Below are 26626 nucleotides of genomic sequence, written 5' to 3'. Positions count from 1 at the left end.
CTTTCGAATTAGTAAAAACATATAAATAATATATTACTTTATAACTATATTAACAAAATTTTAAGAAAACTAATATTGAAAATTGAAAAAAATGGGATATAATGATAGATATTGTAATAATATTTCCTATTTATTTTACAAAAGATGACAAATAAATGATAGATTCATCTAGGAAAAAATCCTTATTTCTTCAACATATTCCAAATTATGTAAAAATACCTTGAATGTAAATACTTTCCTATGATAGAGTAATGGAGTTGAAGTAATTTATTTCATTATTTATTCATTCCAATAATGTAACGTAGGAATGGGACGGTATTTCGCACTTATTCATTCAAATTGGTAAGATTTACACCTTCAACAGAAGCAATCCTATGTTATAATTCAAATTGTTCGACAAGCAGAGGAAAATTTTCAACAAAATATATTTTTTGTTGCGAATTTTTTCACTAGCAAAATAATTAATACGTAATCTAGCAAAGAATGCAAACCACATAATAGAAAAGCAGAATACATTATATACGACAATTAGGGAGGCCCCCATGGAAGAGACAATTAGTTTAAAAGATTTATTTGCAACATTAAGGAAAAGACTGAGCTTAATCCTTATGATTACTTTCACAGCAGCTGCTGTTAGTGCAATTGTTAGCTATTTCTTCATCACCCCAACGTATCAAGTATCTTCGCAACTTCTAGTTAACCGATCTCAAGTAGAAGAAAATTTCAATACGAATGAAGTACAAACGAATATCGCCCTTATTAATACGTATAAAGAACTGATTACAAAATCGATCATTCTCGACACCGTTGCAGACGAATTGGATGGTAGTTATACTGCTACTGATTTAAGGGAAATGATCACGGTTCAAGGTGGAACAGATAATCAGATTTTAACTGTAACCGTAGAGGACACAGATCCAGATACAGCGGCAGCTATCGCAAATAAAGTAGCGACTGTATTTGAACGGGAAGTACCAAATATTATGAATATCGATAACGTGAAAATGATCGAACCAGCAGTAGTGTTAGATACTATTTCACCAGTGAATCCGAAGCCAATGCTTAATATTGCGATTGCATTAGTAGTCGGGTTAATGGCAGGTGTAGGTTTAGCGTTCTTATTAGAATACTTAGATAACACAATGAAAAATGAGCAAGATATTGAAAAAGAATTGGGTATTCCGGTATTAGGCGTTATTACTCGGTTTGATTTAAGTGAGCTAGAAGTAGCGGCAACAAGTAGTGGTCGAAAAGCTAGAGGGGAGAAATAAAGGCAATGGCGAAAACAAAAACGAATAAACATACACGTACTAAAAACAGATTAATTTCAAAATTAGCACCAAAATCCCCGATAACGGAACAATACAGAAATATTCGTACGAATATCCAATATTCCTCCGTTGATGCTGATTTACGATCGATTACCGTTACTTCGACTGCACCAGGGGAAGGGAAAACAACGACGATTAGTAATCTAGCAGTTGTTTTTGCCCAACAAGGGAAAAAAGTATTGTTAGTTGATGCTGATTTACGAAGACCACAAGTACATTTTGTTTACCAATTACCGAATACATTAGGGTTGACAAATGTATTAACGAAGCAAGTAGAGCTTGTTGATGCGATTCGTGAAACAGATATCCCAGAATTGTTTATTTTAACAAGTGGACCAATCCCGCCAAATCCAGCGGAGCTATTAGGATCAACTTCTATGGATCATTTCATCGCAGAAGCATATAAGCATTTTGATTTAATCCTATTTGATGCACCACCAATATTAGCAGTATCAGATGCACATGTGATGGCAAACCAAACCGATGGTTCGTTATTAGTAATTTCTAGTGGCACAACCGATCGGGAAGCTGCTGTTAAAGCAAAAGAAATACTCACAAATGCAAAGTCCAAATTATTAGGGGCCATTTTAAACAACAAGCCAGAAGATAAAAACTTGAATTACTATTATTACGGGAAAAGATAACGTATTGTATTCTTTCATTATTGTTTCATTTGCATGTTGTATAGTTGGCAGTATCGTTTTAAAAAATTCAGCTTTCGATACTGCCAACATAGACTAGTAAAATTTCTATTGGATCATACATAAAACGTAGGAGGGCAACCATTATGATTGATATTCATAGTCATATTCTCCCGGGGGTTGATGACGGGGCACAAACGATAGAACAAAGTATCGAAATGGCGAAGGCTGCTGTCAATGACGGAATCACGAAAATTGTTGCATCTCCACATCATCAAACATCAAAATACTATAACGAAAAATCAATAGTTGTTGAAAAGGTACAGGAGTTAAATGAAGTACTACAAGCAGAGGGTATTCCACTTGAGGTGCTGACTGGCCAGGAGGTGCGCTTATTTGGGGAATGGGTAATAGAGTATGAGAATAACCAAATTGCCACGGTAAATGAGAAAAACTATTGTTTAATTGAATTTCCTGCCAATCATGTCCCATCATATGCGGAGCGACTTTTCTATGATATTCAAATGAAAGGTATCACTCCAATCATCGTTCATCCAGAAAGAAACAGCCAAATTGTCGAGCAACCGGACAAGTTGTTCCAGCTAATCGACAAAGGTGCCATCTCGCAAGTTACAGCATCTAGTCTAACGGGAGACTTTGGAAAGAAAATCCAGAAGTTTTCGCTGCAATTATTTGAAGCCAATCTTGCTCATGTGATTGCAAGTGATGCCCATAATATTACCACTCGACGCTTTAAATTAGCAGATTCCTATGAAATAATAGGAGATCACTTCGGTACGGAAATGGTCTATATGTTGAAGGAAAACGCCGAATTGATTATCGAGGGCAAGATGATTTATCGCGAACATCCAGAAAAAATTAAGAAAAAGAGATTACTAGGTATATTTTAACAGGACGTAATCCCTATATATTTACCAGAAAATATTTACCTTTCACTATTTCCAAGCTATAATAATAAATGGATTATTTTTCCATTTTGGAGATTTACGTGAAACGAAATACTGGTGATGTCTCCTGACCAGTATCAAAGGAGGCACTCGGCTATGCTGTGGGTCAAAATTATTGACCTTAGACACGTTGTTGTCGAAAGTGTGGTGTGAGGACGGGTTAGATGCCTGAGAATTATATTCTGAATATTATTATTTGACGAAAGGATTTTCCGATTTGAATATTACTATACAATTTAACAGAACAGGTTCTGCAAGAAAATAAAATATCTAATGAAAGAACATAAAGGCAATTATGTTTTCTCATTAGATATTTTTTTGACTCACATTTGGGTCTATTAGACTAGTGAAAGTGTTTTCATTTAGTTCTAATGATACACATTAATACATTACAATTTCTTGAAATAAAAGTAGGAGTGAATTTGATTGAAAACTGTTAAAAAAGCGATTATTCCAGCTGCAGGTCTTGGAACGAGATTTTTACCTGCAACAAAAGCAATGCCGAAAGAAATGTTACCAATTGTGGACAAGCCGACAATTCAATACATTGTCGAAGAAGCAGTAGCCTCTGGGATTGAAGACATTATTATCGTAACTGGTAAAGGAAAACGGGCAATTGAAGATCACTTCGATAATGCACCGGAATTAGAAGCCAATTTAGCGGAAAAAGGGAAATTTGATTTACTAGAAAAGGTACAATATGCATCTAATCTTGCGAATATCCACTATATTCGTCAGAAAGAACCGAAGGGATTGGGACATGCGGTATGGTGTGCACGTAACTTTATTGGCGATGAACCATTTGCAGTCTTATTAGGCGATGATATTGTACAAAGTGAGACACCTTGTTTGAAACAATTAATTAATCAATATGAGGAAACATTGTCCTCTGTTATCGGTGTGCAAACAGTTCCAGATAATGAAACGCATCGTTATGGTATTGTTGACCCACTTTCACAAGTTGGACGTAGATATCAAGTGAAAAACTTTGTGGAAAAACCAGCAAAGGGTACAGCTCCATCTAATCTAGCAATTATGGGACGTTATATTTTCACTCCGGAAATTTTCCGTTTCTTAGAAAAACAAGAAATCGGTGCTGGTGGGGAAATCCAATTAACGGATGCGATTCAACATTTAAATGAAATCCAACGAGTGTTTGCTTATGATTTTGAAGGTAGTCGTTATGATGTTGGGGAAACGTTAGGGTTTGTGAAAACTACTATCGAGTTCGCATTAAAAAATGGTGAGTTAAGAGATCCGTTGTTAGAAATGATGGAATCTATCGTAAGTGATTTGAAGAAAGAAGAAATACTATAATTCTGTTAGGTGAATTTCTTATTAAATTATTATTTTTAAATTAATTAGAAGGTTGGTGAACAAGGTTGGCGATTTCGACTTCTAATGAAAATGCAGCATCCGTACAGAAGGTGCAAGAGCTACCGTACCAGCAGGTTAATACAAATGAGAGTAAACTTTATTTAGTAAGTAAAAGAATACTAGACTTTGTATTTGCGGTTATTGGAATAGTATTTTTATCTCCGTTATTTCTTATTGTTGCATTACTCATAAAAATAGAGGATAAACAAGGTCCAATCTTCTTTAAACAAATTCGTATCGGAAAAGATGGAAAAGAATTTTATATGTATAAGTTTCGATCGATGGTATCGAATGCAGAAGAATTAAAGGCAAAATTGATAGAGAAAAACGAGGCAACTGGCCCAGTTTTTAAAATGAAAAACGATCCGCGGGTTACAAAAATAGGAAGATTCATTCGAAAAACTAGTATTGATGAATTGCCTCAACTATTGAATGTATTAAAAGGTCAAATGAGTTTAGTTGGTCCTAGGCCAGCACTACCTGATGAAGTTGCACATTACTCTATCTATGAAAAACAACGATTAACCGTTACGCCAGGCTTGACTTGCTATTGGCAGGTTAGTGGAAGAAGTAGTTTAAGTTTTGGCGAATGGGTTGAATTGGACATAAAATATATAAACGAAAGGTCAATAATAGTTGACATAAAATTGATTTTTAAAACAGTTTTAGTACTATTTGGTTCTAAAAATGCCTATTAAGACCCGTGAATGTAAAAAGAGTTATTGGATAAAACGTTATGAATATGTGAAAGTTATTTTGGTGACTTAGATTATTTCTATATAAAAAAGATGGTATTGATTTTATTTTGATGAAAAGATTAAAAAATGGTGGTATAACTATGAATATTCTTATATATGGTGCCGCAGGTTTTATTGGTACTAATTTAGCACTAACTCTAGCACAAGATGAAAACAATTATTTAACTCTAGTTGTAAGAGATAAAGCAAAGTTACTAATTCCAGAGTTATTAAATTTCAAAAATGTATCCATTAAAGAGACTGCCTTTGAGTTAGATACGAATTTTGATGATTTATTTAAAAAACAGGATGTTATTTATCATCTTATTAGTACGACTGTCCCAACAACTTCTAATCACCATATTCCTAAAGAATTAGTTGCAAATGTGATAGTTACAGCAAAAATGTTAGATGCCTGTGTAAGATGTAACGTAGGAAAAGTTGTATTTATATCTTCAGGAGGAACTGTTTATGGAAAAGAAGTAAATTGTCCACTAAAAGAAGATTATCCAACAAACCCTATTAGTTCATATGGAATTCAAAAGATATCAATTGAAAAGTTACTATACTTATACAAATATATGTATGGATTGGACTACAGAGTAATTCGTTTGGCCAATCCCTATGGCCCATATCAAAGACCAAATGGGATTCTGGGTGCGGTGACAACATTCACATATAAAGCATTACGGAACGAGAAAATTATTGTTTATGGTGATGGTTCTGTAATAAGAGATTTTATCTATATCGATGATGCTGTACGGGCTATACAGACAATTGTAGATGGTGAAACCAAACATAGGACATTTAATTTGGGGTGTGGATACGGTACTAGCATCAAAGATGTTCTTGGAAGCATCAGTAAGGCACTTGATATTGATTTGAAGGTTCAACACTTACCAGGTAGAAAAGTTGATGTTCCTGTTAACTACCTCGATATTAGTCGATACGAGAGGGAATATGGGAAATTAAATCCTATATCGCTTGAAGAAGGAATCAAAAAAACTGCAGAATTTATGATTAACCAACAGATGATTTAAAAACTACGAGGTAAGTATGCCGATTGTTTCTAAATGATAAATATCAAACAAGGTGATTTTTTATGCACATTATGGATTGGTGTATATAATTTCAAAGTTCAGATGGACTCCTTTTGGTACGGCTACACAAAAGAGATTGAGTATTGATATTATCGTGAACTAGAGTTCAGTGCCGGTGAGTTCACAGTATATTAATTGGATACAATACAAGAAATAATAGTTTATATTTTGGGATGAGTCTCGAATAATCTGATAAGTTTCAGAATACTTATCTCCTTCATGTTATGCTCGTTCCATGCCTCGGTTGAGTTTTAATGAAAAGTATTGGAATGTTTTGGATTCGTGGTTGTAATAGCTTCCCACAATTCTAATGAGGACTATTTTAAGTATATGTCAACTGTAGCTAAGTATCGAATGATTATTTTTACTGGTAATGACATAAATTATTGTTTTTTGGAAGCTATAAAAGAAACAGTATCACTAAGATTTAGGATGTCGCAGCAAAGGAAATCTTCTTGTTCTTGTGTAGACATCACACACGGTTCCGCTGTAGAGAAAAAAATTTCAGAAAGAGCTAAGTCGGGACTACTCGCCAATATGGTGCAGTAGTTGAATTGGTTATTATGGATGTAACTTTCTACTTTGGATAATCCGAAATCAGAGACCGTCCTGCGTTGGAACTTGGCATTGTACAGAGGTTTAAAAGTTTTTTACGGTTATGTTCGAACTATAAAATTGAGGCTACTTGCTAAAGGTAACCAGAACATTGACCGCAATAGCCCGATTAATGCAAAAGGTTTTGGTATGTGTAAAAGCTTAAGATTTACTAAAGTATTAAATGCAATAATAAAAAATTATATAAGATGAAAGAATTATAGGAGCGCTAATAAAATATAGACTTGTCTTAGATTGGAGGACTAACAAATGAATATCATATTACTTTCCGGGGGGTCTGGTAAACGCCTCTGGCCGCTCTCTAACGACGTTCGTTCTAAACAGTTCATTCGCCTCTTCAAAGATGAAGCAGGTAATCAAGAGTCTATGGTTCAGAGAGTCTATAGACAGATTACTACCGTTGATCCTAATGCTAATATTACTGTCGCAACAAGTAAATCACAGGTAAGTTCTATTAAAAATCAGCTAGGGGATAAGGTTTCCATTTGTGTGGAGCCTTGCCGTAGAGATACGTTTCCGGCTATTGCCCTTACAGCAGCATACCTCGCGGATGAATTAAATGTTGCTATGGACGAGTGTGTGGTAGTTTGTCCAGTGGATACTTATGTTGACAAAACTTATTACGAAGCAGTTAGAAATCTGGAGCAATTAGTAGAAAAAGGAGACTCAAATCTTACTCTTATGGGTATTGAGCCAACCTACCCATCTGAGAAGTATGGCTATATAATCCCGCAAGAGACCGCTACTGTCAGTACAGTAAAAGAGTTTAAAGAAAAACCTGATAGAGATACTGCTAAAGCTTATCTTAAACGGGGGGCTCTTTGGAATGCAGGTGTATTTGCATTTAAGCTACAATATCTACTTGAAAAGGCACACAGCATGATAGAGTTTAAGGATTATCGTGATCTACTCTCCAAATATGACACGCTATCCAAAATCAGTTTTGATTATGCTGTTGTTGAGAAAGAGCGGAAAATTCAAGTTAAGCGTTATACAGGTGAATGGAAAGATATTGGCACGTGGAATATGATGGCCGAAGTTATGGCTGATATGACTAAAGGCGATGTCACTTTGGATGAAACCTGTGAGAATACACAGGTGGTTAATGAGCTTGAAATCCCTATCCTTTGCATGGGTTGTAAAGACATTATTATTGCTGCCAGCGGAGATGGGATTTTAGTGTCAAATAAAGAACGTAGTGGTTATATGAAGCCATATGTTGAAAAGATCAATAGTGAAGTTCGCTATGCTGAGAAATCTTGGGGCACATATACGGTAATCGATGTTCAACCGAGTTCAATGACAGTGAGAATTAAACTTGATGCAGGAAATCAGATGACTTATCACGCACATGAACATCGTAATGAAGTTTGGACAATCGTATATGGGGCAGGCAGGGCTGTTGTGGATGGAATGGAACAGGTCGTAAATACCGGCGATGTAATTTATATTGCTGCTGGTTGTAAGCATACCATTTTTGCTGAAACTGATATGAGTATTATCGAAGTTCAGGTCGGTAAAGAAATCAGCCAGAAGGACAAGACGGTTTATCAACTAGAAAGTTGGGGATAAATAGAACTGGCAATTTAATGCCTGTTTATGACGTTTGGTAAAAGATTATCTCTGGTGGGCTCTCGATACTATCGGAAAAAAATATACAGAACATAATATGAAATTGAGATCCTAGGATTTTGGTATTTCTATTTGAAGATAGAGATTACTCGTTCATAAATCAACCAACTAAAATAAATTTATAATCATGTTTGAATTAGTTATAGGCACTCCTACTGATATCCACTATGATTTCAGTGAATGCTATAATAGGCGGGAATAAATATATAAAATAATATTTGAAAGAAATTTTGTCAATATAACGCATAAAACACTTATAAAGGAAATCATAATTTGAAAAGAAAAGTTTATCAGAAAAGGAGAAATGATAACATGAAAGTATGTATGGTAGGATCTTCCGGAGGTCATTTAACTCATCTGTATATGCTGAAACCGTTTTGGCAGAATAAAGAACGATTTTGGGTTACCTTTGATAAAGAAGATGCAAAAAGTTTGCTCAAAGATGAAAAAATGTATCCGTGCTATTATCCTACCAACCGTTCTCTTAAGGCTTTGTTCATTAACACAAAGTTAGCATGGGGGATTTTGCGTAAAGAAAAGCCAGACATTATCATTTCATCTGGTGCAGCAGTGGCAGTCCCTTTTTTCTATCTTGGCAAATTTTTGGGGGCAAAAACAATTTATATAGAGGTCTTCGACAGAATTGACAAGCCAACTATAACTGGGAAAATGGTTTATCCTATTACTGATAAATTTATCGTTGAATGGGAAGAGATGAAAAAAGTGTATCCTAAGGCGGTAAACCTTGGGAGCATATTCTGAGGTGATAAAAGATGATATTCGTTACTGTGGGTACTCATGAGCAGCAATTCAACAGGCTAGTTAAGTATATAGATAAGCTGAAAGAAAATGAAACCATTGAGGAAGATGTAATCATCCAGACTGGCTTTTCTACTTATGAGCCGAAGCACTGTAAGTGGAGTAAATTATTTCCGTATAGTGAGATGGAGAAAAATATTGCTGACGCAAGGGTAGTTATAACACACGGTGGTCCCTCTAGCTTCATTATGCCGCTACAAGTTGGTAAGAAACCGATAGTTGTTCCTAGAAAATATGAGTTTAAAGAGCACGTCAATAATCATCAGGTGGATTTTAGCAAGGCTGTCGCTGAGCGGATGGGAACTATTATAGTAGTGGAAGAAATAGAAAAACTAGGTGATACGCTTTTACATTATGATGAAATTGTTGCTAATATGCCAAGTGGACTAAAGAGTAATAACGCGAAGTTTAATATGGTATTTGAAAAAATTGTAAAAAATTTAATAGGAATAAAATGAGAGGAAATATATACCATGAATATAGTAATAAATGCGGTATTATCTTATGAATTGCCGAGGGGTGTGGGCAGATATTTTAACAATTTACTGCCAGCAATTGCTGAAATAGATAAAGAAAATCAATATTATGTATTTTATGGCAAATGGATGAAAGAATATGATTTTTTAAAGATAAAACAACACAACATTCATTTTATTGAGCTTGACATTAAAAATAGTCAGTTAACTAGAAATTTTTACTTGTCTATAATTTTTCCGCTAAAATGTAAAAAATATAACCCAGACGTACTCTTTCTGATAGATACACAAGCAATCATAATTAAGCCATGTAAGCTGGTATCAACGATTCATGATTTAGCAGAATATGTTATTCCAGAGAAATATTCTAAGAAGCAAGCGTTTATTAGGAGATTGATAGTAAAACATCAAGCTAAGGTCTCCGATAAAATAATTACTGTGTCACAGTACTCTAAAGATGATATATGTAATAGGTTTAATATTTCAGAAAATAGAGTCGCGGTTATTTACAATTCAGTCGATACACCCGAAACCCGTGATATATGTCAACCGGAAAATTATTTTTTGTTTGTAAGTGAAACAGAAAGAGCTAAGAATTTGATGGGGCTATTAAAAGCTTTCAGTCAATTGCCTACTTTTATTAGGGACAAGTTTATGATATATGTTGTTGGTAAAAAAGGTAATGACTATGGAAACATAATACAAGAAATAAAGGATAAAGATATTGAATCGAAAGTAAAATTTTTTGGATATGTATCTGATGAAGAGTTAATGAACTTGTATGCTAAAGCATATGCATTCATATTTCCCTCTTTATTTGAAGGTTTCGGTTTACCCATATTGGAAGCTATGTCAAAAGGCACACCAGTTTTGTGTTCCAACACATCATCAATGCCTGAAGTTGGTGGAGATGCAGTTATCACTTTTGATCCATATGAACCAGCAGATCTCGCCCAAAAAATATTAAAAATAGTTCAAACTCCAGAATTGCGTATCGAAATGATTAATACAGGAATGGAAAGAGCAAGAAAATTCAATAAAGATTCTGTGGCAAAGGAAACATTGAAAGTTATTCTAGGTGATTAATGTCCATAGCAGTATATAAAAAGACCGGTTAAACGATTAATTTGTATTGGAGGAAATTGCATGACAAAAGTAATTACTATGTATCTGCCTCAGTATCATGAGACTGAAGAAAATAATAAATGGTGGGGAAAGGGGTTTACGGATTGGCATAGTGTAAAGACTTCTACAGTACTGTATGAAGGGCATAGGCAGCCTAGAGTTCCTCTTAATGAGCATTACTATGACCTATCGAATGTAGAGGAAATTCAATGGCAAGCGAGTTTAGCAAAAGAATATGGTGTCTACGGATTTGGAATTTATCATTATTGGTTTTCCAGCCAGCAGAGAGTTCTTACCAAACCAGCTGAACTGCTACTTAAGCATAAGGAGATAGATATGCCATTTTTCCTTGCATGGGATAATAATTCTTGGGTACGTACTTGGAGTAAGTACAAACATAATACTAACGCCTGGTCGCCAAAAGTTGATGCGAATATCGATGAGATAAAAACAGATGATGGAATTCTTGCGAAGCTCGAATATGGAGATGAGGCAGACTGGAAAATTCATTTTGATTATCTGAACCAATTTTTTGCAGATGAGAGATATATAAAGATTGACAATAAGCCACTTTTTATTATCTGGAATTATACTCAAAAGGACACTCTTAAAAAAATGTGTGCATACTGGAATGAACTTGCAAAAGAGTCTGGCTATTCTGGGATGTATCTCGTTAGTAGGTTGAATCCATATGATTCAATGGACTGCTTTGATGCTCTGTTTACGTATGAGCCAATGTTTTCAGCATGGCAAAATAAAAACATTTTTAATAGAATCGCTAATAAAATTATAGATCAGTTTAACATGAAAAACGATTTGACAATATTCGATTACGATCAAGTTTGGGCGTCCATATTATCTCATGCAAGAAAGAATGTCGGGAAAAATATAATGTATGGTGGGTTTGTCAGTTATGACGACTCACCGAGACGTGGCTCCAATGGTAAGGTTATAACAGGTGAAACTCCTCAGAAATTTGAAAAGTATTTAAGCGAGCTGCTTGCTATTTCAAAAGAACAACAAAAAGAGTTTGTATTTATTACTGCCTGGAATGAATGGGGTGAGGGTGCATATTTAGAGCCTGACCAAGAATATAAGCACGATTTTTTAGAAGCCTTAAAAAATGCAATAAATAAGAATGAATAAAAATGCGGGTGAAATAACATGCTTTTTAAGTATCTGAAAGCAATAAAAAACAGAATTGTATTTTATCCAAGGAAGTTGAAATTCAGAAAATGTGGTACTCGAGTTATTTTTGAATCTCCTTTTGTATTATCGGGTGAATCTTATATAACAGCAGGAGATAATATAAGAACTAAACCAAGATTGCAATTAGAGGCAATAGATTCATTAGGAAATGATAAATTCACTCCTGAAATAATGATAGGGGATGACGTGTCCATTAATTATGATGTGCATATTGCGTGCATTAATAAGGTTGTAATTGGGAAAGGTGTTTTAATTGCTAGTAAGGTTTTTATTACTGACCATGGACACGGAGATACCTGTATAGAAACCCTACAAATACCTCCGAGCAAAAGAAAACTATATTCTAAGGGGCCAGTAATAATTGAAGAAAATGTTTGGATTGGTGAGGGTGTTGCGGTTATGGCAGGTGTTACAATTGGAAAGAATAGCGTAATTGGTGCAAACTCGGTAGTTACTAAGGATATCCCTCCTTTTAGTGTTGCAGTCGGGACACCAGCGAGGGTAATTCAAACTATAGGTATGTATTAAAATTACTAATATAGGATAGCAGTATTAGAGAGTCGATAGGGGAAGTGTTTTATGGCAGAAAGTATAGGACGCCCATTGTTGTCGTTGTGTATTCCCACAAATGGAGTATTGGAATGGGTAATACCGGTTTTAAATAGCATTTATGAACAGAAAATAGAAGAATCTTTGTTTGAAGTTGTTATTACGGACAATGGGAATAATTTTGATTTTGAAAGCAAGATAAGAGAATTCTCTAGAAACTATAGTAATCTTATTTACAAGAAAACTGATGCTATTCAGTTTCAAAATCAAATTGAATCTTTCAAACTGGCAAATGGCTACTTTATAAAGTTTGTAAATCATAGAGCAGTTTTAGTAGAAGGTTCACTTGAATATTTGATAAGATTTGTCCAGAATCATTCTGATAGAAAACCAATTACTTTTTTTGCAAACGGATCATTGAAAAAAAATTATCTGCCTCTACAGAACTTTAATGAATTTGTGAAAGCAATGGGATATTACTCATCATGGTCTGCAGGTTTAGGTGTATGGAAAGAAGATTTCTTATCGTTGGAACAGGATATCCCGTATAATAAACTTTTTCCACATCTTACCATATTGTTTGATAAAAAAAATCGAGATGAATATATAGTTGATAATAAAAACCTATTTAATGAAATTAAAACAGATAATACAAAGAAAGGAAAGTATAACCTTTTTTTTGCATTTGCTGTGGAGTATCCTTCTGTAATACTTGACTTATATAGACAAAATTATATTTCATTGGACACATATAGGCACGTGAAGGACTGTATATTGAGTTTTATTGCAGAACTTTACTTTTCTTATATTGTTCTGAAAAAACCGTGTTCATATGAATTATCAAATAGTAAAGAGTTGATGGAAGTATATTACTCAGTCGCAAGAGTGCAAAAAAGGATAGTAGTTTTGTATACCAGTAGAGCTTTAAAGAAACTCGCAAGGTTCTTCAAAGGAGGAAACAGATAAAAATGATTAAGGAAAATAGGTATCTAATCTTTGACAGACCTATAAATGAGTTTAGGTATTTAATTAAAAAAACAGCGTCACTGGTAATGACGCCGTACTATAAGTTGCTACTCAATTTTATCCACCCGAGGAACAAAAAAGAGAAGAAGTTCTATGTTTCAATTTGTGCTATTTTCAGGGATGAAGGAAAATACTTAAAAGAGTGGATTGAATTTCATAAAATAGTGGGAATTGACCACTTCTATTTATATAACAATTTTTCTGAGGATGAATACGAGGAAATACTTACTCCCTATATAAATAATGGTGAAGTAACCTTAATAGATTGGCCCATCCCACAAGGTCAAATGGAGGCATATAAAGATTGCGTAGAACGGTTTGGCTCAGAAACACAGTGGATTGCTTTCATTGATCTGGATGAGTATATTATCCCAAATAAAATGGATACAGTTAGAGAATTTTTAATGCCTTTTGAAAAGAACCGTCCGGTTGTGATTGTTTATTGGAAATATATGGGCTCCTCTGGAATCATTAATAGGGATGTTAATGGACTCATCACAGAAGATTTCATAATTGGTTGGAAAAAATATGCAAATATAGGAAAATATTTCTTTAATACTTCATACGAATATGATCAGAACTATAAGAAGAACCAGTATATGCATCTCATGTGGGGAAAACATAGGAGAACGATGCTACCTCCGGTGAATTGCTTTAACAAGGAGTGTTTGTATGGAATCCATCCTGTTCCTAATGAAGACATGCCCATACAAATAAATCATTATGTGGTTAAGTCTTATAATGAATATGTGGAAAAGAAGTCAAAGCGCGGTGGAGGAGTTCATGCAGAGGGATTCCATACTTTAGACTATTTCTGGTATCACGATATGAAATGCCAACGTGTGGACTATCATGCTTATAAATATCTTATAAAGCTGAAGGGAAAGATAAATCATCATGAGTAAGGAACAAGTTAAATTATGAGTATCGAACATCGAAAAAGGAATGGGATATGGCATGACAAGAGTAAAAATTGGTAGCAAGATAATTTCAGTTAATTATATACTTCTCTTTTTCCTACTTATGCCATGTTTTCAGCCAAGCAGCATTAGTGTTGGGTACTTTGGAGTATTTCTCGCTAGGTTATATGATGCTTCAGAATTTTTTCTATATGTATATGCGATTTTAGCAATGATAAAGAGAAAATTAAAAATGCACAGAGCGATGAAATTATTAATTTTTTCAGAGCTCTGGATTTTTATCGCAACTATGATCAATGGTGCAGAGATATTGGATAGTCTGCACAGTATGCTATTAATTATATGTACATTATATGTAGTGTACATATTTGGCGAAAATATGAAAGTAGTCTCAAAAGTATTGATGCTTCACGTAGAACTATGTATATATATAAACGTGTTAACACTTATAGTATTTCCAGATAGAATGTACGGTTTTAAATCTATAGCTTATGGTTTATCTAGTGAATGGTTTTTAGGATATAATACTAACTTTTTATTATGGTTATTTCCTGCGACATGGATAGCTATCTTATATGGGAATGTTACAAAAAATTGGAGAAGATCATTAGCACTTATAATAGGTTGCATTATAAACTTGGTCATTAAAGGATCTTCAACAGCATTGATTGGTGTTGCAATTATTTTGATTCTTTACTTTCTGCCGTTTTTACGTAAAGTTATTAACCCTAAGATTATGTTAGGTTTTTCATTGGCGGGCATGCTTATGATTGTATTTTTTACTAAATACTTGCAAATGTTCAACTGGTTGATAGTAGGAGTATTGGGTAAGGATTTAACTTTTTCTAATAGGGTAATAATTTGGGAAAATGCTATAAATTTAATATCCAAAAACTGGTTAGTAGGATACGGTGTTATAGAACAAGGGGAATTAGCTGGATTGTTAGGTATGTATAGTGCAACCCATAGTCATAATTTCTATTTGCAACTAGTATTAAATGGCGGTGTAATATCGCTAATTCTTTTTGTAGGAGCACAGGTTTATTTGATTAAATGCCTGAGAAAATATAATAAACACGGAATAGTAGCACTTATGGTAATTGCAATGGTTGCATTTAATATAATTTCAAGCACAGAAATTTTGAATTATCCGCAAATAATTATTTTATTTTCTGTTGCATCAAGGATATCACGTGAGTGCCAACTGCTTGGAGAAACCTATTTTAATCCCTTAAAGTTTCGTTAATAGGTGATTTGGAGACGGTGAAAAATGAGTCAAAATATAAAATTGAATTTTATTTATAATTCCATATATCAAATAGCTGCAATTGTTATTCCTGTTATTACAACACCCTATGTTTCAAGGGTACTCGGTGCAGATGGAATAGGGGAATATAGTTATGCTTTTTCTATTGCATATTACTTTATGCTATTTATTAAACTTGGACTGAACAACTATGGAAACAGAATAGTTGCGTCACTGAGGGATGATAGAGCCAAATTATCTCAAACCTTTTTCAGCATATTCGTCATGCAAATATTGATGTTAATACTCTTTACAGGATTATATGTTATCTATGTACAAGGGTTTGCAACAAATAAAACACTTGCTTATATACTTGTATTATACGTAATTTCAGCAGGTATTGATATTACTTGGTTTTTTGCCGGATTGGAAGAGTTCAGGCTTACAGTAATTAGAGATTTTATCATAAAAATAGTTACAACAATTTGTATTTTCATTTTTGTTAATGCAGATAACGACACATGGAAGTATACGTTAATTTTAAGTTTGGGAGCTTCTTTAAGTCAGTTATTTCTGTGGCTAGGTATTAAATCGCGTATTGATATAGTAATTCCGAAATGGAAAGATATTAGTCAACACATAAAGCCAAATCTTATTTTGTTTATACCAGTAGTTGCTGTTAGTTTATATAATACCATGGATAAAATAATGCTAGGCAGTATGGTGGGAAGTAAAGAGGTTGGATTTTATGAAAGCAGCGAAAAGATTATCAAGATTCCGGTTGCTTTGGTAAATTCCTTAGGAACAGTTATGCTTCCAAGAATGGCTAATTTATATTCTAACGGAACAAGGAACGATGAGGCAAATGGTTTGATTAATAAATCAATCATATTTGTGATGTTTTTATCAACTTCCATTGGATTTGGAATAATGACAATCGCTAATCAATTTGTTCCGTTATTCTATGGAGATGGTTTTGAAAAATGCATTAGTTTGTTTTATGTGTTGTTACCTAGTTGCATTTTTATGTCATTTGCCAATGTTATACGTACACAGTACCTTATTCCACAAAGGATGGACAGAGTGTATATCATTTCAGTATTTGTTGGTGCAGGAACAAATTTGATAGCTAATTACCTTTTAATACCGCAGTTCCAATCTATAGGAGCAGCAATTGGGACATTAATAGCAGAAATAAGTGTTTGTGTAGTACAAATCATGGCTGTTTCAAAGAAACTGGATATAAAAAAATATGTATACGAGGCAAGTCCATTTATTATAGCTGGAGTTTTGATGTTTGTCACATTTAGAGAATTTAGAATACCTGAGTTACACACTGTTGCATCTCTCATGATTAAAATATTCTTGGCTGGCGGAGTATATTTGATAGTACTATGTCTGCTTATTTTCCTATATAACCGTATTAATCCAGGGATGTTCAATATATATAACGTAATTAATAAAATACTTCTAAAAGCAAGAAAAAGATAAGAACAGTTTTGATTGGTTGTATCTTTAGATAGTAGACAGTAATTTATGCATATTCAGTTAACGTCCAACTGACCTCCATCTTATTTGCGATGAAATTAATTAAAGAGGAAATGAGGTCATATAACTAAAGAAACCTTCTCTCAGGAAAGTTAAAGAATATTTTTAATGAAGTGCAAAAGGCATGCATATGGAAAGGACTGATTAGTAATCGGATTAATAAGTGTATCTTCTCCTAATTTTGATATATAACCGATTATTTATTTGAAAATCGAAGTTTTGTTTAGACAGTAATGATGTTTTTCTTTCCAAAATTAATCCCTTCTATACTTATATGCAGTTTGGTGAAATAATAATAATTGTTTTATTATATTACAAATAGTAATTATAATCATTTATTTTTATAGGTTTTAAGGTTTGTAAATTAATTTAAGGAGATAGATAATATGAAGGGAATTATACTAGCAGGTGGTAGTGGTACAAGATTGTATCCACTAACAATGGTAACAAGTAAACAACTCTTACCGGTATACGATAAACCTATGATTTACTATCCATTATCTACTTTAATGTTAGCAGGAATACAAGATATATTGATAATTTCTACACCTGAAGACACCCCGCGCTTCCGTTCTTTATTAGGAGATGGTAAACAATTTGGTATCAATTTAGAGTATAAAATTCAGCCAAGTCCAGATGGACTAGCACAGGCTTTTTTAATTGCCCAAGAATTTATAGGTAATGAGTCTGTTGCTATGATCTTGGGTGATAATATTTATTACGGTAGTGGAATGAGGAAAAAACTTCAAAGAGCTTCAAACAAAAAAAGAGGTGCTACTGTTTTCGGATATCACGTACAAGATCCTCATCGTTTCGGTGTTGTAGAGTTTGATAATACAGGTAAAGTTATTAGTGTTGAGGAAAAGCCGGAAGTGCCGAAATCCAATTATGCAATTACTGGTTTATATTTTTACGATAATAGGGTAGTTGATATTGCAAAGATGGTAGAACCATCTGTCCGAGGTGAATTGGAAATAACCTCTATTAACGAGGCTTATTTAAAACTTGGAGAAATAGATGTGGAACTATTAGGACGAGGCTATACTTGGTTGGATACAGGTACACATCAAAGTTTAGTGGAAGCTACAAACTTTGTTAAGACGGTTGAAGAACATCAAGGCATTAAGATTTGCGCTCCAGAAGAAATAGCTTTTATTAATGGATGGATTTCGAAGGAACAGCTATGGGAATCTGCGGAAAAATTAAGCAAAACTGGATATGGGCAATATTTAATGAAAGTTGCAAATGGCCAAATTAAATATTAGTTGAAAGAAGTGGAGAAAGGTGAAATTTACTAAGACTAATTTAGAAGGTGTTATGGTTGTAGAACCCGCTGTTTTTGGTGACCACAGAGGGTGGTTTATGGAAACCTATAATGAAGCGGATTTTTTGGAAGCCGGAATCAATTTAGTATTTGTTCAAGACAACCAATCATTTTCTGCAGAGAAAGGCACATTAAGAGGATTACATTACCAATTAAATCCAAAGGCACAGACAAAACTTGTACGTTGCATAAGAGGAGCTATCTATGATGTAGCAGTTGATATTCGAAAAGGGAGTCCTACCTACGGAAAATGGTTTGGGATTGAATTATCTGCTGAAAATAAAAAGCAATTGTTAATTCCAAAGGGGTTTGCACATGGTTTTATGACATTAACAGAAAATGTAGAAGTACAATATAAAGTAGACGAGTTATACTTTCCAGAATGCGATAGAGGAATTAAATGGAATGATCCTACTATAAGCATTAAGTGGCCAATAAATCGACCTCCTGTATTATCAGCCAAAGATGAGAATTCTCCCTTGCTTGAGGATGCTGAAAACAATTTTAGATTTGGGGAGTAATGGGATGAAAATATTGGTAACTGGCTTTACTGGCCAACTTGGCTTTGATGTAGTAAAGATAGGTTTTGAAACTGGTCTTAAAATGGTGGGGGTTGGTTCAAAAGATTTAGATATTACAAACAAAGAAGAAGTCTTTCAAAAGGTTAAAGAAATGAAGCCAGATGCAATTATACACTGCGCGGCATATACCGCTGTTGATAGTGCAGAGGATGATATGAGTACTTGCTGGAATGTAAATGTTGAAGGCACGAATAATCTAGCTAAGGCTGCGAAAGTAATAAAAGCCAAATTTATGTATATCAGCACAGATTATGTCTTTAATGGTAAAGGAGAATCACCATTTAGAGAAACAGATCAACCCGATCCGGTTGGGTATTATGGCTTGACAAAATATGAAGGTGAACAAATAGTACAAAAACTATTAGATAATTGGTTTATTGTTCGAATATCTTGGGTATTTGGAATCAATGGTAATAATTTTGTTAAGACCATGCTTAGGTTAGCAGAGTCTCGTAACGAATTAAGTGTGGTTGGTGATCAGATAGGTTCACCAACTTATACTTTAGATTTAGCTAAACTATTAATAGAAATGATTCAAAGTGAAAAATATGGTATATATCATGCAACAAATGATGGATACTGTAGTTGGGCAGAATTTGCCAAGGAAATTTTTAGACAGGCAAGAGTTAATGCTAAAGTAAATACCATCCATACAGAAGAATACCCAACTCGTGCGTTACGTCCAAAAAATTCAAAAATGGACAAGCAAAAGCTCCAGGATTGTGGCTTTACTCCATTACCAACTTGGCAGGATGCTGTTGGTAGATACTTGAAGGATTTAAAACAAGAGGTGAAATAAGTGGCAAAGAAGAAAGTATTAGTAACTGGTGGTGCAGGATTTATCGGAGGAAACTTCGTACAGTATATGGTTAATAAATATCCTGGTTATGATATTTACAATTTAGATTTATTAACCTATGCAGGAGACCTAACAAAACATCGTAATATTGAAAAAAAGGATAATTATTATTTTGTTAAAGCTGACATTGCAGACCGTGAAACAATCCTTTCTCTTTTTGAAAAAGAAAAGTTTGATTATGTAGTACATTTTGCGGCAGAGAGCCATGTGGATCGTTCTATTACAGAACCAGAGATATTTGTTCGTACGAATGTATTAGGAACTCAAGTATTATTAGAAGCAGCGAAACTAGTAAATGTAACCAAGTTTGTCCATGTTTCGACGGATGAGGTATATGGAGAATTGGATTTCGATCCTAAAACATTTTTTACTGAAGAAACTCCACTACAACCCAATAGTCCGTATAGTGCCAGTAAGGCATCATCTGACTTATTAGTACGTGCATATCATGAAACATATGGTTTACCTATTAACATAACACGCTGCTCAAATAACTATGGTCCATACCATTTTCCTGAAAAGTTAATTCCATTAACCATATCTCGGGTATTAAACAATCAGAAGGTTCCGGTTTATGGTGATGGTAGGAATATTCGTGATTGGTTACATGTTTTTGACCACTGTGCTGCTATTGACTTAGTCTTGCATAAAGGTACAAATGGTGAGGTATATAATGTTGGTGGACATAATGAAAGGACAAACTTAGCAGTAGTAAAAACAATAATAAGTACCCTTGGTAAATCTGAGGATCTAATTGAATTTGTCCAAGATCGTTTGGGACATGATAAACGTTATGCTATTGATCCAACTAAATTAGAACAATTAGGATGGAAACCAACTTACACATTTGAAACAGGTATTGCCCAAACTATTCAATGGTATCAAGATAATAAAGAATGGTGGGAGCAAATTATTACAGGAGAGTATCAGAATTATTTTCAAAAACAATATAATGTTTAAGTTTCTGTAATGAATATAATTAGTTCATTAGTGGGATATTTACAATTCATTTTTAACAGCAAACTATTAAATGCTTTCTTTGAAAGAAGGATGAACAAAAATGAAAATTACAATTGCAGGAACAGGTTATGTAGGACTATCAAATGCGATTTTATTAGCCCAACACAACGATGTTATTGCGCTTGATATAATAAAAGACAAAGTAGATATGATCAATAACAAAAGATCCCCTATCATTGACAATGAAATTGAGGAATATCTTTCCTCAAAGGATTTAAATTTAACAGCAACAACAGATAATTTTCTAGCATACAAAGACGCAGAATATGTAATAATCTCCACTCCTACTAACTATGATCCAGAGAAAAACTACTTTAATACGAGAACAGTAGAAGCAGTTATTGCGAATGTACTATCTATCAATCCAGATGCAGTAATGGTTATTAAATCAACAGTACCAGTTGGTTATACGGAGAAGATTAAAGAGAAATTTGAAACAGACAATATTATCTTTTCCCCAGAGTTTTTACGAGAAGGTAAAGCATTGTATGATAATTTATATCCTTCTAGAATCGTAGTTGGGGAACAGTCCGAGAGAGCGAAAGTATTTGCCGACCTTTTAGTTCAAGGAGCGATTAAAGAGGATATTCCTGTATTATTTACTAATCCAACGGAAGCGGAAGCTATTAAACTATTTGCCAATACTTATTTAGCACTGCGTGTTGCCTACTTTAATGAATTAGATACGTATGCTGAAATAAGAGGACTAGATACGAAACAAATTATCGACGGTGTTGGACTCGATCCTAGAATCGGAACACATTATAACAATCCTTCCTTTGGCTATGGTGGTTATTGTCTACCTAAAGATACTAAACAATTACTAGCAAACTATGAAGACGTACCTAATAACATCATGGCAGCAATTGTTGATGCTAACCGTACTAGAAAAGACCATGTGGCAGATATGATCATAAAACGTCAACCAAAAGTAGTAGGTATCTTTAGATTAACTATGAAAATGGATTCGGATAACTTCAGACAGTCTTCTATTCAAGGCGTGATGAAACGTATTAAAGCAAAAGGAATTGAAGTAGTAGTCTATGAACCAGCACTTTCAGAGGAAACCTTCTTTAATTCTCGTGTAATTAATGATTTTGAAGAATTTAAGAAAGTTTCGGATGTTATTGTTGCGAATAGATTGTCTGAAGAATTAAAAGAAGTAGAAGACAAAGTATATACTAGAGATATTTTTAGTAGAGATTAAGTAAAAAAAGTTCATGTTCTGTCAAGAATAGTAGAATCTTATAATAGATTGTGGATAAGCGGCTACAAAATAAGGTAGCATTGAACAACCTTATCTGCAATCTATTTTTTTAGCTAAGTAGAGAGTATGTAATGAATAGTTCATTCTCGCATGGCTAATTAAATATAACTAATTTTTCTATAAATAATAAAAAATTCCATATAAAACAATTGTAAAAATATTATAATTATGGTAAAATACAACATGTGATACAAGATAGATTGCCTTGTTTCATCGCTTACCCCCGTTGCAATCTCTTTGAATTGCGATGATTTCGTCCCGTATTTACCTTTCCCTAAACAATGATATTCCGAAAATCAATGGTTCCTTATTTCTCGTAAGAAAGCAAATTCCATTTCCTTTTGCCTTATTTATTCTGTTCGACCTTTTTTTAATAACAAAGGATTGTTTAAAAGTACATTTAGCACTTGAGAATACAAGCATCCGCCAAGTGAATGTAATGAGTAAATGACTATTCTATACTTTTTAATCGTAAGGAGTGTGTAGTTTCGTTAATGGACTCAAAAATTAGAGAACTTGCATGTGCTATTTATAAGATCAACTCGAATGCAAAAGCTGCAACTGATCCGAACAATCTTTATACATTAAAATATAGGGTGATTAAGAAACTATTGAATGAAGGTTTAGCTACAAAGATTGGATTACATAATTCCATGAATCCAAGATTTCCAAACAAAAAACATGTACTAGTTAAAATAGAAGATTATTATTTCCATATCCCCGCCACCCCAGAAGATTATAAGAACCTTCCTTTGTTAGGGGATAGAGATGAAAACTATCGGAATCCTAAATGCTATATAAGCTTACAAAATGCTAAAAGCGTACTATTCCATTATCTTGATATGAAAGAAAGCAACATAGTAATAAACACAGCTACGGTTTCCGACTATGTTAACAGCACACGAGTTCAATATTTGAATAATAGTAAATACCATTCGACAGAATGGCTTGCACATCGATACTAATCAAATGGAAACCTAGTCTACCATTGGTTGTCATCTGATTTTTCCAAAACCATATATGTATTTCTCTACTACTTTAATTCGTGTTTTTCATTAAATTACAAAACATAAATTTCTCCTCACAAGCAAAGTTCCTTATTTTTCCAAGAGAGAATTAATTAACTTTAATGATTATATATTCAGGAGGTAATTGATAATGTATATGAATCCAAAACCATCGGAATTAGAGACTTTTACTTTTGTTAATGAGAAAAACGTATCCATCTGTGTGGAAGTTTTTACAATGGAGGATCAATCCTTTGTCGCATTTACGAGATTTGAACAGGAAGACGAAGTAGAGCTTGCTGGTCAAGGCGAGAGTAAAGATAAGCAAGAGGCGATTGACCTTGCCATTCAAGATTTGTATCGCCAGCTGAACTAACCTTTCGATAGCAGACAATAAATTGGGTAGCGAGCTAATCGAACAGCCTAGATATTACCACTCAAACCATTCCTCGCATTTTTCAACAGAATTTTTCAAACAAACGTTTGTTTGAAACTTCTTTCATCCTTGTAAAGACAGCATTTGGAAAAATAAGGAACAATAAAATTCGACAAATCCAATTATGGAAGTTCATATCTCAATCCATAATATATTTAAATAAGCACTGGAAGTAGTTAATTGCTCGTTTGTTTATTTCTCCTATTCACAGGATTATCTGTCTACATGTCTGGAATGCTTGATAGTTATTAAAGGAAGAAACTTATCATAAACCGCCTATAGTTTTTAAGACTGATTAAGTATAATTCCCATTTTGAAAAATGAAAACTTCCCCAATCCCGCTAGAGGTATTTATTAACGATTGATACTAAATTATGAAAATTAGGCTTAATAACAAAATCTTTAGCCCCCATTTTTATGGAATCCAAAATTAACGCTTCTTGTCCAAGAGAAGAGCACATGACAATCTTTGCTTTTTGATCAAAACGAATAATTTCTGTTAGTGCTTCCAAACCATTTATAACCGGCATCGTAATATCCAATAGTACTACATTAGGTGCATGCTGTTTATACATTTGCACAGCACTACATCCATTTTCGGCTTCAAAAAAGATAAGGTTTTTATTATTCTCGTTCAGAATTCTTTTTAACCAAGATCTCATGAAGTGCGAATCATCGGCTAATAATATTTTTTTCATATTCAAGTACCTTGTCTCTATATTTAGGCAAATAGGAAAGGCAATAATAAATAATTACAGAAATTATTCTGGCAACCCGGCTACCATGACACGAATGTTTTAGGCCCGTGGCTTTGCGTCTTCTACTTTCGTAAAATTTGCCTATTCACTTATTCTATCATGTCGAATATTGTCGGTAAATCGAGTTATAAAATTTTCCTTGTAAAAAAGTGATGTACATCGATAAGACTATCGTTTACCCATACGTAACAAGTTCCTGAGAGGTCCCTTTTCTAGGGATTTTTTTATATAGAGGAAGTGAAACACTCTCTTTTTATTAGATTTCCGATATATTCCTATTTTCACCGAAAATATGTTAATAACAGGGAAAATTTTAGTTCTATAGATATACCGACTTTGGTATGATTAAAATGTTGTAAAATTATACCTATTTTAGGAGGAAATGATGGATAAAGCACAATTACAAGAGGCGATTGCTCAAGGGATGCCGCTTGCTCAACAATATGAGAAACTGGATCGGAAGTATGGATCTGCCAATAAGCCGGAATTCATTTCGTTTATTATTTTGTTTATTCTATTGGCACTTATTAGTAGTGAGAATCGAATGTTGGTTGGTTTTATTTATGCAATCGTATTTAGAGTGTTATTTGCGGTTCCGATTTTGAACTTGGTGTATGCTGGATATCTTAAATTAGTAGGGAAAATTTTCTTCTTTACAAAACAAAGGCAACTCCTTAGCGAATTGAAGGAAGTGTTACAAACCTTCGAGAAAACAACAAATCTTCCCGATACATATTGTAATACAGAAATTCTCAATAAGTTTACATATTATTTAAATCATCATCTTGCAGATAACTTGAAGGAATGCGCCTTACGCTTACACGATGAAATCAAGCATCAGGAAGTACTTGATGAGATAGATGATATGCGAGATGAGCTAAGAAGAGAAATGAAAGACTTTAACGATCGAACAAATGACTCGACGATTAATCGGTATTAAAACTAGAGATTCAAGGATTTATAGATGGGAATTTTTTATTGGTATTACGCAGGATAAAACTACAGAAAAAGAATGGATGCATCCATAATGTAACGTCTGTATTGATCGGAGAGTTTAAACGACATAAAAATACATACGAATGGAGCAGCAACCATATGTTGGAAGAAAGTGAGTGGCAAGTAATGAAAATCGATCCATTTGGATTTTACTCAGGGAACATAGCCATTATGATTGTCCTATTCACTTTCTCCAATATTCCTATGATAAAGAAGATATTACCCGCTTCCTTCAAGAAAAGGTGGAAATCATGGATACCACGTCTCCATAAATTCCGTTTAACTGCAACGGCCATCAGAAAACTTCGCAATAAGCTACTCCTGTTAGTAAATCATTTAGTTGGAAAAATTTCTATACGTATTATATTATATTGGTATAATTTAAAACCGAAGAAGATTATAGTGTCTGAGTAAAAAACAATAATTATCCAAGTGGTTGGAAAATAGCTGACATCGCCTTTGGGAAGTACTAATCTGTGCTAATAGTGTTTGTAGCACTAACGATTTTCGTTAGTGTTATTGCTATTTACATATAATTCTCAAATTCCGTTAGTTTTATATCTAATTTTGTTAATTATGCTATTCTATTATTTGGTAATAAGGTGTTTTTTGGAGAGTACTGGAAATGAGTATTGGGGATAGAATTAGAAAAAGAAGAAAAGAACTTAGACTTATACAGGCGGAACTAGCTGAACGAGTAAATGTTTCTACTCAGGTTGTGTCTAACTGGGAACGTGGTTATACAGAACCAAGCCATGATGATGTCGCGCGATTAGCAGTAGCTTTAATTTGTTCTACTGACTATTTACACGGTCGAGATAATGGAATCCATGATTTACCGAAACTAAATGTACAAGATGAACGAGATATAGCTATAGAATTAGAAAGTATATTAAAAAGTTTAGATTGTAAAGATAGACGTGCCCATTATGACGGCCAGTGGTCTGAAAAAGACGAGGACATAGAATTATTAAAGTCATCATTAGAAACATCGATCCGAATTGCTAAACAAATAGCCAAAAGGAAATCTACTAAAGGATATAACTATTAACGACATTA

26 protein-coding genes and 1 riboswitch are annotated in these 26626 nt (G+C 33.8%); of the genes, 25 read left to right on the top strand and 1 reads right to left on the bottom strand.

The genetic code is table 11. The annotated features are described in order from the left end of the window. The first annotated feature begins 542 nt into the window (after positions 1 to 542). From OEV98_RS06505 to OEV98_RS06395, 23 genes are all read left to right on the top strand, one after another. Complete coding sequence (locus OEV98_RS06505; protein WP_263072413.1) at positions 543 to 1271, top strand: YveK family protein; 729 nt, start codon at positions 543 to 545, stop codon at positions 1269 to 1271. A gap of 5 nt (positions 1272 to 1276) precedes the next feature. Next, positions 1277 to 1975, top strand: coding sequence for a CpsD/CapB family tyrosine-protein kinase (locus OEV98_RS06500; protein ID WP_263072412.1), 699 nt, complete (start codon positions 1277 to 1279; stop codon positions 1973 to 1975). Between the two features lie 143 nt (positions 1976 to 2118). Then, positions 2119 to 2883 carry a tyrosine-protein phosphatase gene (locus OEV98_RS06495; protein WP_263072411.1) on the top strand — a complete coding sequence of 255 codons (765 nt, stop codon included), beginning with the start codon at positions 2119 to 2121 and terminating at the stop codon, positions 2881 to 2883. A gap of 483 nt (positions 2884 to 3366) precedes the next feature. After that, positions 3367 to 4257: a UTP--glucose-1-phosphate uridylyltransferase GalU gene (galU, locus tag OEV98_RS06490; protein ID WP_263072410.1), complete on the top strand. Its 891-nt coding sequence runs from the start codon at positions 3367 to 3369 to the stop codon at positions 4255 to 4257. A gap of 65 nt (positions 4258 to 4322) precedes the next feature. Next, positions 4323 to 5015, top strand: a complete 693-nt coding sequence (locus OEV98_RS06485) for a sugar transferase (RefSeq protein WP_263072409.1) — start codon at positions 4323 to 4325, stop codon at positions 5013 to 5015. Positions 5016 to 5155: 140 nt separating this feature from the next. After that, positions 5156 to 6094, top strand: a complete 939-nt coding sequence (locus tag OEV98_RS06480; protein WP_263072408.1) for an NAD-dependent epimerase/dehydratase family protein — start codon at positions 5156 to 5158, stop codon at positions 6092 to 6094. Between the two features lie 924 nt (positions 6095 to 7018). Further along, positions 7019 to 8341: a sugar phosphate nucleotidyltransferase gene (locus tag OEV98_RS06475; protein ID WP_263072407.1), complete on the top strand. Its 1323-nt coding sequence runs from the start codon at positions 7019 to 7021 to the stop codon at positions 8339 to 8341. 372 nt (positions 8342 to 8713) lie between these two features. After that, a complete protein-coding gene (gene pssD / locus OEV98_RS06470; protein ID WP_263072406.1) occupies positions 8714 to 9163 on the top strand; it encodes a PssD/Cps14F family polysaccharide biosynthesis glycosyltransferase in 450 nt (149 codons plus the stop codon). 11 nt (positions 9164 to 9174) lie between these two features. Further along, positions 9175 to 9678: a glycosyltransferase gene (locus OEV98_RS06465; RefSeq protein ID WP_263072405.1), complete on the top strand. Its 504-nt coding sequence runs from the start codon at positions 9175 to 9177 to the stop codon at positions 9676 to 9678. Positions 9679 to 9693: 15 nt separating this feature from the next. After that, entirely contained in the window at positions 9694 to 10782 is a 1089-nt protein-coding gene (locus OEV98_RS06460; protein ID WP_263072404.1) for a glycosyltransferase family 4 protein, read from the top strand. Between the two features lie 60 nt (positions 10783 to 10842). Continuing rightward, complete coding sequence (locus OEV98_RS06455; RefSeq protein WP_263072403.1) at positions 10843 to 11967, top strand: glycosyltransferase WbsX family protein; 1125 nt, start codon at positions 10843 to 10845, stop codon at positions 11965 to 11967. An 18-nt stretch (positions 11968 to 11985) separates the two neighbouring features. Continuing rightward, positions 11986 to 12558: an acyltransferase gene (locus OEV98_RS17775; protein WP_317633791.1), complete on the top strand. Its 573-nt coding sequence runs from the start codon at positions 11986 to 11988 to the stop codon at positions 12556 to 12558. Positions 12559 to 12609: 51 nt separating this feature from the next. Next, positions 12610 to 13545 carry a hypothetical protein gene (locus tag OEV98_RS06445; protein ID WP_263072402.1) on the top strand — a complete coding sequence of 312 codons (936 nt, stop codon included), beginning with the start codon at positions 12610 to 12612 and terminating at the stop codon, positions 13543 to 13545. A gap of 2 nt (positions 13546 to 13547) precedes the next feature. After that, positions 13548 to 14510, top strand: coding sequence for a glycosyltransferase family 92 protein (locus OEV98_RS06440; RefSeq protein ID WP_263072401.1), 963 nt, complete (start codon positions 13548 to 13550; stop codon positions 14508 to 14510). Positions 14511 to 14562: 52 nt separating this feature from the next. Then, complete coding sequence (locus tag OEV98_RS06435; RefSeq protein ID WP_263072400.1) at positions 14563 to 15771, top strand: O-antigen ligase family protein; 1209 nt, start codon at positions 14563 to 14565, stop codon at positions 15769 to 15771. A gap of 24 nt (positions 15772 to 15795) precedes the next feature. Further along, positions 15796 to 17262, top strand: a complete 1467-nt coding sequence (locus tag OEV98_RS06430) for a flippase (RefSeq protein WP_263072399.1) — start codon at positions 15796 to 15798, stop codon at positions 17260 to 17262. A gap of 443 nt (positions 17263 to 17705) precedes the next feature. After that, positions 17706 to 18584, top strand: coding sequence for a glucose-1-phosphate thymidylyltransferase RfbA (gene rfbA, locus OEV98_RS06425; RefSeq protein ID WP_263072398.1), 879 nt, complete (start codon positions 17706 to 17708; stop codon positions 18582 to 18584). Between the two features lie 19 nt (positions 18585 to 18603). Beyond that, entirely contained in the window at positions 18604 to 19164 is a 561-nt protein-coding gene (rfbC, locus tag OEV98_RS06420) for a dTDP-4-dehydrorhamnose 3,5-epimerase (RefSeq protein WP_263072397.1), read from the top strand. Between the two features lie 4 nt (positions 19165 to 19168). Then, positions 19169 to 20023, top strand: coding sequence for a dTDP-4-dehydrorhamnose reductase (rfbD, locus tag OEV98_RS06415; protein ID WP_263072396.1), 855 nt, complete (start codon positions 19169 to 19171; stop codon positions 20021 to 20023). Beyond that, positions 20024 to 21043 carry a dTDP-glucose 4,6-dehydratase gene (gene rfbB, locus OEV98_RS06410; protein WP_263072395.1) on the top strand — a complete coding sequence of 340 codons (1020 nt, stop codon included), beginning with the start codon at positions 20024 to 20026 and terminating at the stop codon, positions 21041 to 21043. A gap of 100 nt (positions 21044 to 21143) precedes the next feature. Continuing rightward, positions 21144 to 22310 (top strand): nucleotide sugar dehydrogenase, encoded by a 1167-nt coding sequence (locus OEV98_RS06405; RefSeq protein WP_263072394.1) that lies wholly within the window; start codon positions 21144 to 21146, stop codon positions 22308 to 22310. Between the two features lie 554 nt (positions 22311 to 22864). After that, entirely contained in the window at positions 22865 to 23335 is a 471-nt protein-coding gene (locus OEV98_RS06400; protein WP_263072393.1) for a YkyB family protein, read from the top strand. 193 nt (positions 23336 to 23528) lie between these two features. After that, positions 23529 to 23753, top strand: a complete 225-nt coding sequence (locus tag OEV98_RS06395) for a hypothetical protein (protein WP_263072392.1) — start codon at positions 23529 to 23531, stop codon at positions 23751 to 23753. Positions 23754 to 24154: 401 nt separating this feature from the next. Here OEV98_RS06395 and OEV98_RS06390 read toward each other — a convergent pair whose 3' ends face one another. Further along, entirely contained in the window at positions 24155 to 24511 is a 357-nt protein-coding gene (locus OEV98_RS06390) for a response regulator (RefSeq protein ID WP_263072391.1), read from the bottom strand. A 67-nt stretch (positions 24512 to 24578) separates the two neighbouring features. Further along, positions 24579 to 24663, bottom strand: a riboswitch (cyclic di-GMP riboswitch). A 293-nt stretch (positions 24664 to 24956) separates the two neighbouring features. Between OEV98_RS06390 and OEV98_RS06385 the strand changes: the two genes are divergently transcribed. Beyond that, positions 24957 to 25511 (top strand): hypothetical protein, encoded by a 555-nt coding sequence (locus OEV98_RS06385; RefSeq protein WP_263072390.1) that lies wholly within the window; start codon positions 24957 to 24959, stop codon positions 25509 to 25511. Positions 25512 to 26192: 681 nt separating this feature from the next. Next, positions 26193 to 26618 carry a helix-turn-helix domain-containing protein gene (locus OEV98_RS06380; RefSeq protein WP_263072389.1) on the top strand — a complete coding sequence of 142 codons (426 nt, stop codon included), beginning with the start codon at positions 26193 to 26195 and terminating at the stop codon, positions 26616 to 26618. Positions 26619 to 26626: the final 8 nt, after the last annotated feature.

Origin of the sequence: Perspicuibacillus lycopersici, assembly GCF_025660475.1 — a bacterium.
GTDB lineage: Bacteria > Bacillota > Bacilli > Bacillales > Caldibacillaceae > Perspicuibacillus > Perspicuibacillus lycopersici.
Note: the sequence above shows the minus strand (reverse complement) of the source record. Positions and strands in the feature narration are given on the sequence as shown.